The following is a 17,254-nucleotide window of genomic DNA, read 5'->3' on the forward strand; positions in this document are numbered from 1 at the left end:
GTGAATGGAATGAAGATAAAGCAATCAGGCTCAACAATCGTTTTTAAAGCTGTTATATATGTCTTACTGACTATTATGGCAATCGTTTGTGTATTTCCCTTTCTTATCATTGTATCCGGTTCCTTTACGGATAATTATACCATCCTAACCCAGGGCTATGGTATTTTACCTAAAAACTTCACAGTGTCTGCCTACAAGACAATTTTTAAAGCACCTCAGGATATTCTGCAGGCGTATAAAATGAACTTTTATTACACCATAGTCGGAACGGGCATTGGCCTTTTCATCATAACAATGACAGCTTATGTTATATCCAGACCGGAGTTTAAGTACCGTAACAATGTATCCTTTATCATTTATTTTACCAGCATTTTCGGAGGCGGTATGATTCCCTGGTACCTGATGTACACCAGCGTGCTTGGGTTAAAGGGCTCAACCTTTGCCATCTGGTTTCCCGCTTTAATGAGTCCCTTCCTGGTAATCTTAATGAGAACCTTTATTAAAGAATCTGTTCCGGATGCAATTGCCGAATCGGCAAAAATAGATGGTGCCGGCCATGTGACAATCTTTCTTAAAATTGTAATGCCGGTGCTTGGGCCGGGACTTGCGACCATTGGACTGTTCCTTGCAATTGGTTACTGGAACGACTGGTACCGTTCCTCTATGTTCAGTACCAGCAGTAAAACATGGGAATTGCAGTTCTATCTGTATGACTTGCTGAATACGACCCAGGCATTAAAGCAAATGGCTCAGAATACCAGTGTTTCAACGGCAGACCTGCCTACGGAATCTATCAAGCTTGCCATGGCAGTGGTAGCCACAGGTCCCGTACTTTTATTCTATCCCTTTGTGCAGAAGTATTTCGTATCCGGTATTACAGTAGGTGCTGTAAAAGGGTGATATTAGAACGCCTAAGGCGGTTTAATATAAATAAACAATATTTTTAGGAGGATGAATATGAAAAAAATGAAGAAGCTTTGCAGTTTACTTCTCGCTGCTTCCCTAGTGTTTTCCATGGCAGCTTGCAGTAAAAACGAGAAGGTATCCGGAAACAATACCGGAAATGCAGCAGCTCCCACAAAGACTGCGGAAGAGAAAGCAGACCCCGCAGCAACGGCCCCTGATACTTCCAAGAAAGCAGACTTGGTATTTTACGTCATGGGCGATGCTCCCAAGGATGAGCAGGTAGTGGAAGACGCTATTAACAAGATTTTATTGGAGAAAGCCAATGCAACAATCGACTTCCAGTTCTCCACCTGGACTGACTGGAGCCAGAAATATAACTTAGAACTTACCTCCGGTACAGCGGACATTATTTATACTGCAAACTGGATAAACTATGCAACCTTAGCAAACTCCGGTGCCTTTGCTGACCTTACCGACATTCTTGCAGCCGATGCCCCCAATATTTCAAAATCCATGGATCCCAGCTTACTGGATCAGTGCAAGATTGGCGGAAGACTCTATTCTATTCCCAATACCTGGCCTGAATACACAGTAAACGGTATCTCCTACCGAGAAGATTTAAGAACAAAATACAATCTTCCCGTTCCGAACTCCATTGATAATTTGGAAAAATACCTTCTTGGAATCAAGCAAAATGATCCGAAGCAGGGCTTATTATCTGTAACAACAGGTGAAAGCACAGGCTTACAGGTCGCCTTTGATGCGGTAAACATCCTTAACTTTAAGTATCCCTGGGTTACCAACAACGGTCTGCCTTATGGCCTTGCAGCTAATTACGATACTCCTTCGGAAGTTTATGATTACTGGAATTCCGAGGATTTTGTAACGGATATGAAACTTATGAAGAAGTTTGCCGATGAAGGCTTCTGGTCAAGAAGTGCACTGTCTGATACAAACGATTCCGAAGCATATAACAACGGCCTTTGTGCGGCAGTTGTTGCAGGACAGAATCCCAACAAGAACATCACAGCTATCACGACCTATAAAGAAAAGCATCCTGAATGGAAATCCGAATACATTGCCTACGGGGAAACTTCAGGTGTTATCTTTCCCGCACATGCAACACAGAATGCAACCTCTATCTTAGCAAGCTCCAAGAATAAGGACAGAGCTTTAATGGTACTTGATCTACTGCTGTATGATAAGGAATTGAACAGCCTGGTCGAGTACGGTATCAAGGGTACTCACTATGATATAGATGAGAAGGGCAATTACAAGAACCTTTCCGAAAACTTTAAGTATGAAAACTTTAATACATGGGATCTAAGAAACGGAGAATACAAGCTTCCTCAGGAAAGCGATGCCATTTTAAATCAGATGTTCACAAAATACAGTGAGATTGCTGCCAAGACTAAATTCCCCAATGTAAATATTTATGGTGGTTTTGCAGAAGATTACAGTGCATATGAAGTGGAAAGAAGTGCCGTATCGGATGTTATGAGACAGTATCTGGCTCCTCTTCAGGCCGGCCTTGTAACTGATGTTGATAAAGCGGTAAAGGAATTCAGAGATAAAGTAAAAGAAGCAGGCCTTGAAACCTGCCAGGAACAGTTTAAGACACAGTGGGCTGCTTACTGTGATGAGCATGAATACAAATAGGATCAAATGTTAGTGCGGGCAAACTGCCGGGAAAGTATAGAGTTCTTTCCCGGCAGTTTGCTTATTTTATTTTGGGTATTTTAGAAACCGCTCATAATGCCGATAATAAGAATAAACATGACGGAGGGCTTTTTATGGACGGTATTTTGAGAAACGAAGTAATATCCAATATAATAAACAGAAGAAGTGTAAGAAAATATAAGACGGAACAGATAAAGGAAGAGGAGCTTGATTTGATTCTAATGGCAGGGCAGCATGCTCCAAGCGGAGGAAACAATCAGACCACCCACCTTCTGGTGATTCAAAATCAAGAAATACTGAAGGAGCTGAGAGCCCTTGTGGAAAAGGAATTTGCTCAAATGGAAGTTTATGAGGGAATGTATAAGAGCCTTAAAGGTTCCATACTAGCCTCCAGAAAGGGCGGCTACGATTTCTGCTATGGAGCCCCTGCTTTAATCGTAACGGCAAATAAAAAAGGCTATGGCAATGCCCTTCCCGACTGTGCCTGTGTATTGGAAAACATGATGCTGGCGGCGGAGTCTCTTGATATCGGCTCCTGCTGGATTAACCAGCTGCGCTGGCTGGATGAGAACCAGGCAATACACACCTATCTGGAAAAGCTTGGACTGGCAGGGGATGAAACTGTCTGCGGAGGACTTAGCATTGGGTATAAGGCGGATAAAGTGAAAGAACCTTTGAAAAGAACGGGGAATCCTGTTACTTATATCAGGTAAAAGAGCTTGTCTGTAAAATGTGGCGGACAGTTGGCCGGGTGATACAGGGTAATAAGTAAACGGTCCTTTACGGATTAGAAACAGCGGCTTGGGATACATGGAAAACCACCTGTCCCCAAGCCGCTAAATAATTTAAACAGCCTATCAATCTTGCAAATAGTAATAGAAATTGTTTTGCTACACAATAAAAGTAGTGGTAGAAATGCAATTAGTCCTCATATAAATTTCCGCTATTTTCTTTGTTTAAAGTTCCGGACAATTCAATCATTAAAAACTTTGTCAATTCATTTACTACGGGCCGATGCCTTACACCCTTGGGAACAATAATAAATTCACCGGAATTAACTTTTGTTTTTTCTTCCTCTGTCTCTAGATAGAAGCTGCCTTCCACTACATAGAAGAGTTCGTCGGAGTTCTCATGAACATGAAAGTCCAAGGTACGGTTCTCAACCTGAACCATACTTAAAATATTCCCATTTAAAAATCCAACTTTTTTATAAGTGTACAACTCAGCTATTTTATTGACTTCTTCTAACAGATTAATGACTTCCATACTCCATGCCTCCGTAATCTTTTAAATTTTTGTATTTTAATAATATCACGAAAGATTTCCAGCGTATACAAATGAATATAAGAAAGATAAATAAAAACGTTTATAATGTTTTGTAAAGGATATTATATATTTTCTGTTATAAATGCTATCTCAAAAGCTATTTTGCTATAAAACAAGAAAGAATCTGCCTTGATTCGCAATAATACATTGCCGATACAAGAAAACTACCAATAAAACAAATATTTTTGCTTATTCCTCAAAGCAATAATACAGTAGAATCAGTAAGAAAAATGGTGAAATAATGGTGAAATAATACAAAAATAATTGATTGTTTGTTGAATATATATTTATTATACAAAATACTTGTGACATTATTGTACATATGTTATAATAATAAAAACGTTTTAAGAAAAGTGTGGTGTATATTAGTGAAAAAAGCAACTATCAAGGATGTGGCCAAAGAGGCAGGTGTTTCTATTTCTACCGTATCCAATGCATTGAACAATTCCCCTCTTGTTAACGAAGATACCAAGAACCGAATCATTCAAGTCGCTGAAGCTATTAAATATGTCCCCAATATGAACGGAAAGATGCTAAAGGCAAGAAAGAGCATGACAGTTGGCTTTTTCTCCTCCAGTGTAAGCGGACACTATTTTTATATTTTGGTGGATTCCATGTTTAAGGAATTAAGAAGGAGGGGCTTTGGTCTGAATGTTGTTATCAGCAGGGATAAGAGAGTCCTCCTGAGCAATATCTTAAGTAAGAACTTTGACGGAATCATAATTTTTGACAATGAGCGTGTGGGAGAGCATGAAGTTGAGCTGATCCTGCAAAACCAGATAAAAACAGTGTTTTTGGACCGGGATATGCATGAAACGGATATCTCAAGTGTATTGTTCGATTCTTTCAAATCAGGCTACGACCTGACAAAATATCTTATTCACCTGGGGCATAAGCGTATCTACTTTATAGAAGGAGACGAATATACCTACGATAACCTGGAACGAAAGAGGGGCTATGTAGCAGCTCTTAAGGAGATTGGAGCAGAGGTGAAGGAAGAGTATTTTTTCAAAGGGATGTTTGAAGAAAGCTATGCCTACAATGATGTTATTTCAAGATTCCGGCTGGGCAATTTCCCTATTCCGGACGCTATTGTTGCAGCGAATGACTACAGCACTATCGGCTGTATTAAAGCCTTCAGCAGATTAGGGTACCGGGTGCCCGAGGATATCAGTGTAGTGGGCTTTGATGATATCGAAGTAGCCAGGTATTTCACGCCGGCCCTTACTACTGTGCGAAATCCTATCGCAAGGCAGGGAATACGGGCGGTTGAGCTCTTAATGGATATGATTAACGAGGATGCAAAAGGGAGCTCGGAACATTTGGCAGGGGAGATTATTTACAGGGATTCCGCCAAGGCAAAGATAGTATAAATAAAAACACGTCATTAATAGAAACGTTTCTATAAAATGGCGTGTTTTAACTGCTGCAGTTAGAAGGGCATATACGCATATGCATGCCTTATCAGGAAGGGAGGATATGATGAAGAAATTGTTTAACTTCAAAACAAGAGATAAGGTATTTTACTCTTATTTCATTTCATATTTAGTAATAGGAATACTCCCTATTTTAATTTCCTTGTTAGTATACATAAATTACGGAAGAGTGGTCCTTGAGGATATCCATAGATCCCAGGCCTCTACACTGTCCCAGCTAAAGAACGGCTTTGACGATAATCTGGAAACGGTGGTGAAAACAAGCAACCTGTTGGCGGCAAATGATAAACTGAATGATTTGGATGGTTTAAAAAGCTTTTCCAATGGCGATTTGCTGGAAGCCTGGAAGCTTAAGGGTGAAATCAATACAATTAAGAGCAGTATCAATTTCTGCAGTGAGATTTTTGTTTATCTGTATCCCAGCGACAGTGTCATAACCAACTCAAAGCTGTATCCATCAGAGATTAATTATATTTTTGCAAATAACTATCAGCTGACCAAGACAGAAATGCTTGGTGCAATTGATACTCCTAACTATAATGGCTATAACATTATAAAGGACAGGGAAGGAAACAGTACAATTTTATTTTTGCAGAATGTCTACAGTTATAATTACAAGGATAAGCTTGCTACCATAGTAACCGTAGTTCCCTGGAAGAACATTGCAGCCAATATTGCCTCTATGGAAGAGGGTAGGATATACTGGATTAACCGGAACAATCAGATACTCGGTGACAGTGACGGTGCTGCCGAAGAGGTCATATCCTATAATGACTATGACAATGAAAATAAATTAATTGAAAAGCGCGTTGGTAATGTCAAATACGTAAACTCCTACACAGGGTCCGGGTATTTTGATTTCAAATATTGCATTACCATACCAAAGAGCCACTATATGAAGGAAATGAACAATCTTATCGTGGGAATCATATTGCAGATTACTGTGATGGCTGCCTTTGCCTTTGTTCTTGCCTGGTTTTATTCCGTAAAAAATTACAAGCCCATATCCAGACTGTTTGCGGTGCTAAAGAAGAACAAAGAAGCTTCCCGGGACATCAACTTTGACAGTATAGAAAATTACATTGAGAACCTTTATAGGGAGAATAAGACCCTGAGCACTTCCTGGGATCAGGCTAAGGATGCACTGTTCAATCAGATGATCACCGGTTATATTAAGGGCTGGACCTATGACGAATCCATGCTGGAAGAGGCCGTAGCCACCAATACTGAGCTTGATCTGAACGAGCCCTACCTTGCTTTGGCTGTTACCTATGCAGATATTATGGATTGCAATCTGTTTGCAGGCATCAGTGAAGCTGAGAAGGAAAATACATTCAAGCTGTTAAAATTTGTGGTTAAGAACATATTCGAAGAAAATATTCTATCCAGGCACAGGGGCTTTTTCAGTGATATTGACGGAATGCATCTGTGTGTATTAAATATCAGCGAGGAAGACCTGGCGGGCGGCTCCCTCTCTTTTGATATCAGAAAATGCCTGACAATTTATAAGAACCTCTTAAACCTAAAAGTTAATATCGGTGCAAGTAAGCTTCATAAGGATTGTGAAGCACTAGCAAAAGCTTATAATGAAGCCGCTCAGGTATTGTCCTTCCAGTCCTTCTGGGGAAAGGATTATGAATCCTTTGCTTTCTATGAAGAAACCAACAGGGAATACGATACCATATACAGCTATGACAGCCAGCTCATGGAGAAGCAGAAGAAGCTTTATAACCTGATGGTATCAAAAGAATATGAGCAGGCCGCCGAATTCCTGAACCAGATACTGGATGAAACATTTATTAAGGATATTCATTGCATGGATATCAATAAATGCAGAATGTTTTCATTGATTAATACGGTCTACAGCTGTCTGAGTGACATTGTGGGAAGAAGTGACGGAGAATTCTTCAAAAAGCTTAATCCCATGGAGAGAATGTTAAAGGCTAATTCCATCGAATCAGCCAGGCATATTATGAATGATATATTCAGGGAGATTACCGACCATTTGAAGGAGTGCCTGACCAATGAATATCCAAATTGGGTGCAGGAGATTATCGATTTCATAGAGCAGGATTATTCGGACCCCAACCTTAATGTATCCATCTTGGCGGATAAGTTAAATATGAATCTGTCCTATGTGGGGCGTACCTTTAAGAACTATACCGGTTATGGCATTACAGATATGATACATATCAGACGGCTGGAAGAATGCAAGAGAAGGCTTTTGCTTGGAGAGAGCGTGAGGGAAGCGGCGGAATCCATCGGTTATCTGGATTCGAAATCCCTGATCCGTATATTCAAAAAATACGAAGGAATCACTCCTGGGCAGTATAAGAGCAATTTTGAGAAGCAAATAGTGGAGCTGGCTTAGGAAAAGTATAATTTTCGAAACAAATATCAAATGTTGCCCCTTTCTATTTCTATGGGTAGTTAATTATAATAAAAAACGTTAGGGATGCCTGGAAAGAAAATGTCTGCGGTATGCAACGGGGGGAAGCATGAAGGAAAGAATGAGGATTATTAGCATATTGTTAATCCTGGTGATAACAGCATCTGTTCTCTTTAGCTGTTCGGCGGGGGAGGTCAGCAGGAAGGGAAGCGGCAGGGAAAGCGGCTCTAAAAGGGACTCTATGCTGCCCCTTACTGATGAACCGGTCACCCTGACGGTATTTGCAGGACTTGACAGTAATCTGGAAGGAATTATTAAAGATTATAATGACAATACATTCTTCCAGGAACTGGAGAAACGTACGGGAGTTCATTTGGAATTTGTAATCCCTGAAATCGGAGCAGAAAGCGATGCGTATTACTCCATGATTGCCTCGGACAATTTTACGGATATTATATCCCATAACAACTATGCTTATCCGGAAGGATTGGATGCTGCCATTGATGATGGCTATTATCTGGAACTGACACCTTATTTAAATACCTTTCTGAAGGATTACAGTACCTTGCGGAACCGGGATTCTTTTACTCTGAAAAGCACAACCACCGGTTCGGGAAGGATTGCAGCCTGCTATAGCCTCTACACTCAGAAGCAGGGCCCCTGGATGGGGCTGCAGGTCAGAAAAGATTGGCTGGATGAGCTTGGTCTTAAGGTACCGGTAACCTTTGACGACTGGGAAAATATGCTGACACTGTTTAAAACCAGGAAGGGTGCATATGCTCCCCTGTGTATCGGTGCCAATGGCTTTCTTGAATATTCCCATGGGCTGAGTGCGGGCTTTGGAGTCTACGAAGACTTTATGCAGGTCAACGGAAAGGTATCCTATGGACCAGCAGAGGAGGGTTGGAAGGAATACCTGACCCTGTTAAAGGACTGGTATAAAAAAGGCTTAATTGACCACAATTTCATGATAAACGGTGAATGGCAGGTGGATAGGGCAATGGTGGAAAGCGGCCAGACGGGAGCCTGGAATGCCATGTATATTATGATGTCCCAGTATGAGCAGGCAGTTCCCGGTATGGATGTAATACCTGTTTCCTCTCCTGTAAAAAAGGCAGGAGATGCACTGCATATCAGGAGGGAAGACAGCATAATCGGAAATCCGGTCTCCATATCTGCTAAAAGCAAGCACCCGGATATTGCAATGAAGCTTCTTGATTACCTGTACACGAAGGAGGGCTCGCTCCTTGCCAATTATGGCACTGAAAATGACACCTTCACCTATAATGCCGGCGGAAAACCCCAGGTAACCGATAAGATATCGGAGAATAAAAAATATAGTATGGGGCAGGCACAGGCCATGTATCTCCTGCCGCCTAACAGGCTTGGAGGATTATACGACTGGACCAGAGAATTAAAGGCAGTACCCAGGCAGGATTTGGAGGCTTATAACGTCTGGAATAAGGGGGATGATGCTTATATTCTGCCCGATTCACTGGCATATACCAGGGAGGAATCAAAAGAGCGGAGCAAAATCGTAGCGGATATCACAAAATATAGGGACAGTATGACAGTTAATTTTATAACCGGTGTCATAGATATTAATTCCGGCTGGGACAATTATATTAGTGAGTTGAAAAAGATGAATTTAGACCGGGCGGTAAAAATAACACAGCAGGCTCTGGACCGTTTTAACCGTGAGCCATAGAAAGGGGATTTGGCATGAAAATATTTACGACCAATGCTGATGTAAGGTTTGAAGAAAAAGAGGCGGAATTTATTCATTCCCCATCCAGGGAATTTAAGCTGATAAAGGTCTATCCAAAGGAAACAAGGCAGGAAATCCTGGGATTCGGCGGTGCCTTTACAGAAGCTTCCGCCTACACCTATAGTAAAATGGGTGAGGAAAATAAAAGAAAACTTCTAGCATTGTATTTTGGAGAGAAGGGCAACAAATATAATTTTTGCAGAACACATATCCAAAGCTGTGATTTTTCACTGGGAAACCGGGCTTATGTGGAAGAAGACGATAAGGAGCTTGCCGCCTTTTCCATCGAGAAGGACTTTGAATATCAGATTCCCTTTATCCGGGAAGCCTTAAAGTTCAATAAGGATATGGAGCTATTGGCATCTCCCTGGAGTCCTCCGGCTTTTATGAAGACCAATAATGAAATGAACAATGGCGGTAAGCTAAAGGAAGAATTTTATGATGCCTGGGCTGAAATCTTTGTGAAATACCTTCAGGCTTATGCCAGGGAAGGAATACTGATCAAACGTATCACCATCCAGAACGAGCCCAATGCAGTGCAGACATGGGACTCCTGCCAGTTTACAGGAGAGGATGAAAGGCATTTTGCCTGCGGGCACTTAAAAGGAAAGCTTGAGGCGGCAGGGCTTGGTGATGTTAAAATTAATTGCTGGGACCATAACAAGGACAGGATTGTGGAACGCTGTGAGGAAGTATTCACCGATGAAAAAGCATTACAGGATATTTCCGGCATTGCTTTTCACTGGTATACCGGGGACCATTTTGAAGCCCTGCAGTGCATCCGTGATAAATATCCTGACAAGGAGCTTATCTTTACGGAGGGCTGTGTGGAGTATTCCAGATTTGCAGCAGCAGGCCAGACCCAGAATGCAGAAATGTATGCCCATGATATTATGGGGAACCTGAATGCCGGCATGAACGGTTATATTGACTGGAACCTGCTACTGGATGAGAATGGCGGGCCAAATCATAAGGGCAATTTCTGTGATGCCCCTGTCATGTGTGATACGGCAAAGGATTTTATAGATGTCAAACAGTCTTTTTATTACATAGGACATTTCAGCAGGTTCCTTAAGCCCGGTGCAAGAAGAGTACTGGTTTCCAGATATACGGATAAAGTGGATTGCGGCGGGTTCGTAAATCCAGACGGTGAAATGGTCCTTATTGTATTGAATAGGACGGCGGAAGCACAAAGTTTTGAAATTATGGTGGAAGAGAAGATCTGTGCAGTAGAGATAGGTCCCCATTCCATTATTACAGCCTGCTGGAAGGAATGATTTTTTCTTTATTAAAATGCTCATAACTCCAATAAAAATTCCCGTCTGAATTACAGGCGGGAATTTTTAATATCAGCTTTCGCTTTGTTTAAAATTGAAAGTATTGGATGACCTCCGAGCCCTTCCTGGCGAATACCGGAATTGTTTCAAGAGGTGCGTCTACCGTTATGGTTTGGCCCCCTTCATAAGCTTTTCCGCTTTCTGCTTCTATCCAGTCTGCACCCAAAGGAAGATATACACTTTTTGTCACAGCGCCAGCCTCTGTAACCGGTGCGACCAGCAGGTCATGACCAAAGAGGTAGCAGTCCCCTGTCAGCCAGGCCTTGTCATCCTGGGAAAAGTCGTAGAATAAAGGCTTGATAACAGGAGTACCTTTTTCGTGGGCTTCCTTCATGGCTTCCGTGATATAGGGCTTTAACCTTTCCCGGAGCTGGATATATTTTGTCATGACTTCCTCTGCCTTGGGGGTATAGCTCCAGATTTCGTTGGAAGCACCGGAAGCGCACATGCCGCCGCCCTTTGTTCCAAGGGGATTCTGGTCGTGAGGGTCCCTGTCGCCGTGAAGCCTCATAACGGGGCAGAAGGTACCGAATTGGAACCAGCGGATAAGGAGCTCATGGAATTTGGGGTCATGGATATTACCGCCATGGAAGCCTCCGATATCCGCAGTCCACCAGGTGATTCCTGCAAGGCCCATATTAAGGCCTGCTGTCATCTGATTCTTTAACTGTGCAAAGGTGGAGGGTACATCTCCGGACCAGGCAAGGGCGCCAAAACGCTGGGAACCTGCCCAGGCACAGCGGATTAAGTTGATGGGATTTTCAACGCCTTCCTCCCTCATGCCGTCATAGAAGGCCTTGGCGTACATGGCGGGGTATATATTGGCGCATTCTAAGGCAGAGCCCTGGTAATAGCGGTATATATCAAAGTCCGCAGCAGTGTATTCCGGTTCCGCCTCATCCAGCCAGAACAACGTAACTCCCTTGTCCAGATAGTTTTCCTTGCATTTATCCCATATGAATTTTCTTGCCTCCGGGTTGGTGGCATCGAAAAACACTTCCGTACCGAAGCATTCCATTGTTGCCTGCAAACCTCTGTCTGCCCTGACAAGAAGGTCTTTTTCGGCCATTTCCCTGTAGTTTACGGAATTCCGGTCAACCGTGGGCCATACGGATACCATGAGCTTTATGCCCATTTCCTCCAGTTCCTTTATCATGGCTTTGGGGTCCGGCCAGTATTCCTCATCAAAGGTCCAGTCACCCTGGTTGGGCCAGTGGAAAAAATCCACTACGATAACCTTTACGGGAAGCTTTCTGCGGTAATATTCCCTGGCTACCTCAAGAAGCTCTTCCTGTGTCTGGTAGCGGAGCTTGCATTGCCAAAAACCCATGGCATAGTCGGGCATCATAGGAACGGTGCCGGTAACGGCAGCATAGGATTCTTCAATTTCTGCCGGAGTATCACCGGCAGTAATCCAATAATCCACCTGTTTGGAGGAATAAACCTCCCATTCCGTGATATTCTTGCTGAAGTTTGCTTTGCCGATGGCAGGATTATTCCAGAGAAAGCCGTAACCAAGGCTTGATATGGCAAAGGGAACGCTGGCCTGGGTATTCCTTTGGGCAAGCTCGACACTGCAGCCTTTTAAATCCAGATAAGGATGCTGGTACTGTCCCATGCCAAAGATATGCTCCCTGTCGTCTGCCTCGAATTTCACGGTGATATGGTAATTATCGGAGGCTGTCCCCTTATATTCACGTCCGGCGGCACGAATCATGACAATCTGGTCTAAATCCTCCCAGTCCTCCGTGCCGTATTCCCAGCTCCGGTAGTATTCCTTTAAGAGAAGCTCACCCCTTTGGTTATAGAAGGAAAGCTTGCCGTAGGTATTAAGCCGGGCACATATGTTACCGTTGGTAATGGTGGCACCCTTTTCGGTTATTTGAATATCGGAATTTTTAACTTCACAGTCAGAGGCTTTATAAAGAGCCCAGTCATTATCCGTAAAGCTGGTATTTTCTGTTCCTCTTACCCGGAAGGAATTCTCTCCCCAGGGAGTAATCATCAGGGTTTCATGCCTGCGCTTAAATACCAGGGATTTGTTAACTATACGAAAGTAACTCATAATTTCCTCCATATTTTGTAAGGACACCGTACAGGCTATGCCCGCTGCAGTGGCCTGAATTTATGATTTGGTTAATGTCCATTGCCTTATGGCATGAATCGCGCTAGCAGACGATTGATACCTTAAGCCGGTTTGAATTACTGATTTCCTTTAACAGCTGTCTGAATTCATTATAAAATATTCTTGGAAATTACAAAATAAACAATTATAATATTATTTATACAAAATGAAACAAGCGGGGGTGATTTTTACGGAATATCAGTTAAGCCTTGAAAAAGGACTTGAGGTGAACCTGATAGGGCACTCGGTATGTAACAGAGGCTGGAGCATATGTAACAGGCATTTGCCGGATATGGAATTTATTGTAGTATACAGCGGGCAGCTGCTCTGCGAAATAGACCATATTCCCTATCTCCTGAAGGAAGGGGACGGCTGTCTGATTCCTCCCGGAGTCTTAATCAGCCAGTACAGCCATAATGGACCCTGCAGGTTCTTCTATACCCATATTGAGACCGGTTTTGATGTAATTGAGGAAGATAAAAGAAATGAATTGATTTCAAAATATATAAATGCCCAGGAGGAGAACCAGGAACAGTTCTTTATTCTTCCGCCCAGGGAGGAGAAGGATAACTGGCTCTTCTTAGGCAGTCATATGGATATGATTGAATACAAGGATGAGATTTTTACCTTATTTGAAAAGGCCCTATTGGAAAGGAACCAGCAGGCGCCGGGTTACTTATATATGCTTTCTCTTTATGTGCAGCAGATTCTTTCCCTGGCGTCCAGGTGCTTTTTGAAAAAAGCCCAGACTCAGGCAAAGCAGGTGGAACGGGAGCAAAAAAAGCTTGTTCAGGACACCCTTTCCTATATTAATGCCCATTATGCGGAAGGTATCAATATCAGGCTGTTAAGCGCAGACTTTTTTGTATCCCAGCAGTATCTGACCAGGGTATTTAAGGCAGCCATGGGGATATCGCCTATAAAATATATGAATAAGATACGCATTGAACAGGCCAAGAAGCTTATCCGCACTACAAATGAAAATTTGAGCAGCATTGCCTTTGAGGTGGGCTTTGACAACATTTATTATTTCAGCCGCACCTTTAAGCAATATGAGGGTATTTCACCCCTTCATTACCGAAACTGGCTCAACAGTAAGAGCAACCAATAGGGAAGGGAAGAGGCTTTCAGTTGATATTCATATGTGTGCGGTTGTAGGCATTCCGGTATTGCTTCGGAGTGGTATCCTCCATTCTCTTAAACAGCTTCATAAAGTACTTCTCATCCTGAAACCCCAGAGCTTCTGCGATTTCTTTTACGGTCTTATCGGACTCGCACAGAAGCTCCTTTGCTTTGGAGAGCTTCAGATTATAGATATACTGCTGCATGCTCATACCCATATGCTTTTTGAAATACCTGGCCAGGTACTCTTTGGAATAATTGAACTCATGGGAAACATCTGCAAGGGATATGTTCTGCAGGGAATGGACGCGTATCCACTCCAGAATCTTTGGCAGCTTATCGGAGGAGGTCTCGTTTTCATGTCTGATCTTTAGCTGGAGGATATTCTGCTCCGTCAGCTCAATTAAGAGGGAGGTCAGCAGGTAGCTTGTTGCCAGGCCGGTATAATAGGAAGAGGACAACAGGTGCAGCAGCTGGTGGAAAAGAATGCTTATCCGGTCAAGGTTAACGCCCTTCATGGTGGAAGGAAGAAGGCAGAAGGGCGAAAAGTCCCCGTAAAAATTGTTGTTATTAATCAGTGATATGGCAGCTTCCGCCTCTTCTGAGCTGATAATGCTATCCTGCTTGATAATGCTATCCTGGTTGTTAAAGCAAAAATGAAACCAGTAAAAGGAGGTACCCTTATCGGAGTATTCAAAACCTTTATGGGTAAGGCCCGGCAGAAGCAAAAGGGAATCTCCGGGCTGCAGCGTATATTTTTTATCTTCCTGTTGCATATGGATAGGATTTTTTAAATTAATAATGATTTCATAATCCGTTATGATTCTCTCCGAATGTATCCATTGAGCGTCTGCTGTAAAATGCCCAGCAGAGATAAAATGCACCGGAGAGGTGATATCGGCTTTTAAGTAATACACAGGTCAATATTCACCACCTTTTGTTTATATAGACTACCGACAAATAATAAAAAATGTGGCATACTCTTATTATAACGTAAATACAACCATCAGGCAAATATTTTAAGGAGGTCAATATATGGATACTTTATTTCAGTCATATCCGGTGGGACTAAAGGATGTGGAGCTTAAGGAAGGCTTTTGGGAAGAGTATGGAAGACTGGTACGGGAGGTGGTTATCCCTTACCAGTGGGAGGCATTAAATGACAGGATACCGGAAGCGGAAAAGAGTTATGCCATTCATAATTTCAAGGTAGCAGCAGGGGTAGCGGAAGGTGAATTTAACGGACTGGTATTTCAGGACAGTGATCTTGCCAAATGGCTGGAAGCAGTAGGCTACAGCCTTTCCTGCAACCCTGATCCGCAGCTTGAAGAATGGGCGGACGAGGTAATCGAATATATTGAAAAGGCCCAGCAGAAGGATGGTTACCTGAATACCTTCTTTACCTTAAAGCGTCCGGAGGAAAAGTGGAGCAATCTGCTGGAATGCCATGAGCTTTACTGTGCAGGGCATATGATGGAGGCAGCCGTTGCTTATTATAATGCCACGGGAAAGAGAAAGCTGTTAGATGTTATGTGCCGCTTTGCCGACTGTATTGATGAGGTATTTGGCGAAGAAGAGGGCAAGCTTCACGGCTATGACGGACATGAAGAAATTGAGCTGGCCCTGGTAAAGCTGTACAAGGCCACCGGTGAAGAAAGGTATTTGAATCTATCCAGGTATTTTATTGATGAAAGAGGAAAGGAGCCGAGCTTTTTTATAGAGGAATGGGAAAAGAGAGGGAAAACCGCCTTCTGGAATCCGTCGGACCACAATAAGCCGGATACTTCCTATAATCAGGCACATATTCCTGTCAGGGAGCAGACAGAGGCCATAGGACATGCGGTGAGGGCGGTCTATCTCTACTCCGGCATGGCAGATATTGCAGCTCTAAAAAAGGATGAAGGACTTAAGAAGGCCTGTAAGGCCCTGTGGAACAATATTGTGACCAGGCAGATGTATATTACCGGAGGAATCGGCTCCACCCACATAGGAGAGGCCTTTACCTTTGACTATGACCTGCCGAATGATACGGTCTATCAGGAAACCTGTGCTTCCATCGGCCTGTTCTTCTTTGCCCACAGAATGCTTTTGATGGAAGCGGAGGGCAGCTATGGGGATGTAATGGAAAGGGCTCTTTATAATTCCATTATCAGCGGTATGGGCTTTGACGGAAAGAGCTTCTTCTATGTAAATCCCATGGAAGTGTGGCCGGAGGCCAGTGAAAAGAATCCGGACAGGAAGCATGTAATGCCTGTAAGACAGAAGTGGTACGGATGTGCCTGCTGTCCTCCTAATTTAGCAAGACTTTTGCTCTCCTTAAGGCAGTATATTTACACTTGCAGCGGGAATACCCTGTATACCCATTTGTATATACCAAGTAAGGCAGAAGTAGCAGTGGGGGAAAATAAAATAACTCTCGAGCAGAACACCGGTTATCCCTGGGACGGAGGAATAAGGATAAAGCTGGGCTTGGAAAAGGAAATGAAGCATACCCTGAGCTTTCGTATTCCCGGCTGGTGCAGAAGCTTCAGCCTGCTGGTAAACGGTGAAGCCTTATCCTGTGAAGGCCGTACAGAAAAGGGATTTGTTTCTGTCAGCAGGCTCTGGAAGGATGAAGATGAGATTGTAATCCAGATGGATATGCCGGTGGAAATCATCCAGTCCCATCCCGAGGTACGCGCAAATGCCGGAAAAGTAGCCATTACGAGAGGCCCCCTGGTCTATTGTCTGGAGGAAGAGGATAACGGTACGAACCTTTCAGCATTATCCATTAACACGGATACGGACTTCCAGGTAACGGCAGAAGCATCTCTGATGAAAGGTGCAGTATCCCTGACCGGAAAAGGCTTTCGAACAAAGGAGACCGGCTGGGAGAACAGCTTATATCAACCCTACCGGAAAGAGGAAGAAGAGACAGAGATCAAAGCCATACCTTATTTCCTCTGGGGCAATCGTAAAAAAGGGGAAATGCTTGTTTGGATGAATCATAAATAGAAGAAAATCATCAATAGAAATGATAAAATGACTGATGAAAGGGCAAGTGCCAATTCATCAGTCATTTTATTCGTAAACAGATAATAAAAAGAGACAACATGGGTTAAAGACATGAGTTAAAGACATGAGTTAAAGACATGAGTTAAAGACATGAGTTAAAGACATGAGTTA

12 protein-coding genes are annotated in these 17,254 nt (G+C 43.0%); 9 read left to right on the forward strand and 3 right to left on the reverse strand.

Features of this window, described 5'->3' with window-relative positions; genetic code table 11:
• Positions 1–9 precede the first annotated feature (9 nt).
• The 3 genes from BUB77_RS13820 to BUB77_RS13830 all read left to right on the forward strand — a co-directional run bounded on the left by BUB77_RS13820 (position 10) and on the right by BUB77_RS13830 (position 3,299).
• Positions 10–900, forward strand: coding sequence for a carbohydrate ABC transporter permease (locus BUB77_RS13820; protein ID WP_073276877.1), 891 nt, complete (start codon positions 10–12; stop codon positions 898–900).
• Positions 901–957: 57 nt separating this feature from the next.
• Positions 958–2,565, forward strand: coding sequence for a DUF3502 domain-containing protein (locus tag BUB77_RS13825; RefSeq protein ID WP_073276879.1), 1,608 nt, complete (start codon positions 958–960; stop codon positions 2,563–2,565).
• Between the two features lie 134 nt (positions 2,566–2,699).
• On the forward strand, positions 2,700–3,299 hold the full coding sequence (locus BUB77_RS13830) for a nitroreductase family protein (RefSeq protein WP_139241184.1): 600 nt from the start codon (positions 2,700–2,702) through the stop codon (positions 3,297–3,299).
• A gap of 208 nt (positions 3,300–3,507) precedes the next feature.
• On the opposite strand, the gene BUB77_RS13835 is transcribed toward BUB77_RS13830, so the two are convergent.
• Positions 3,508–3,852 carry a cupin domain-containing protein gene (locus tag BUB77_RS13835; protein WP_073276880.1) on the reverse strand — a complete coding sequence of 115 codons (345 nt, stop codon included), beginning with the start codon at positions 3,850–3,852 and terminating at the stop codon, positions 3,508–3,510.
• Positions 3,853–4,280: 428 nt separating this feature from the next.
• Here BUB77_RS13835 and BUB77_RS13840 point away from each other — a divergent pair, with 428 nt between their 5' ends.
• The 4 genes from BUB77_RS13840 to BUB77_RS13855 all read left to right on the forward strand — a co-directional run bounded on the left by BUB77_RS13840 (position 4,281) and on the right by BUB77_RS13855 (position 10,782).
• Positions 4,281–5,285 carry a LacI family DNA-binding transcriptional regulator gene (locus BUB77_RS13840; protein WP_084124236.1) on the forward strand — a complete coding sequence of 335 codons (1,005 nt, stop codon included), beginning with the start codon at positions 4,281–4,283 and terminating at the stop codon, positions 5,283–5,285.
• A gap of 106 nt (positions 5,286–5,391) precedes the next feature.
• Positions 5,392–7,719: a helix-turn-helix domain-containing protein gene (locus BUB77_RS13845; RefSeq protein WP_170866650.1), complete on the forward strand. Its 2,328-nt coding sequence runs from the start codon at positions 5,392–5,394 to the stop codon at positions 7,717–7,719.
• Positions 7,720–7,846: 127 nt separating this feature from the next.
• Positions 7,847–9,445: an extracellular solute-binding protein gene (locus BUB77_RS13850; protein WP_073276884.1), complete on the forward strand. Its 1,599-nt coding sequence runs from the start codon at positions 7,847–7,849 to the stop codon at positions 9,443–9,445.
• A 14-nt stretch (positions 9,446–9,459) separates the two neighbouring features.
• Positions 9,460–10,782: a glycoside hydrolase family 30 protein gene (locus BUB77_RS13855; protein WP_073276886.1), complete on the forward strand. Its 1,323-nt coding sequence runs from the start codon at positions 9,460–9,462 to the stop codon at positions 10,780–10,782.
• An 88-nt stretch (positions 10,783–10,870) separates the two neighbouring features.
• On the opposite strand, the gene BUB77_RS13860 is transcribed toward BUB77_RS13855, so the two are convergent.
• Complete coding sequence (locus BUB77_RS13860) at positions 10,871–12,907, reverse strand: glycoside hydrolase family 31 protein (RefSeq protein ID WP_073276888.1); 2,037 nt, start codon at positions 12,905–12,907, stop codon at positions 10,871–10,873.
• Between the two features lie 241 nt (positions 12,908–13,148).
• Here BUB77_RS13860 and BUB77_RS13865 point away from each other — a divergent pair, with 241 nt between their 5' ends.
• Complete coding sequence (locus tag BUB77_RS13865) at positions 13,149–14,078, forward strand: AraC family transcriptional regulator (protein WP_073276890.1); 930 nt, start codon at positions 13,149–13,151, stop codon at positions 14,076–14,078.
• A 16-nt stretch (positions 14,079–14,094) separates the two neighbouring features.
• Here the strand turns inward: BUB77_RS13865 and BUB77_RS13870 are convergent, their stop codons facing one another.
• Positions 14,095–15,006: a helix-turn-helix domain-containing protein gene (locus BUB77_RS13870; RefSeq protein WP_073276892.1), complete on the reverse strand. Its 912-nt coding sequence runs from the start codon at positions 15,004–15,006 to the stop codon at positions 14,095–14,097.
• A 118-nt stretch (positions 15,007–15,124) separates the two neighbouring features.
• Here BUB77_RS13870 and BUB77_RS13875 point away from each other — a divergent pair, with 118 nt between their 5' ends.
• Positions 15,125–17,083, forward strand: a complete 1,959-nt coding sequence (locus BUB77_RS13875) for a glycoside hydrolase family 127 protein (protein ID WP_073276894.1) — start codon at positions 15,125–15,127, stop codon at positions 17,081–17,083.
• The last annotated feature ends 171 nt before the right edge of the window (positions 17,084–17,254 follow it).

It is taken from the genome of Anaerocolumna jejuensis DSM 15929 (assembly GCF_900142215.1).
GTDB classification, from domain to species: Bacteria; Bacillota; Clostridia; order Lachnospirales; family Lachnospiraceae; genus Anaerocolumna; species Anaerocolumna jejuensis.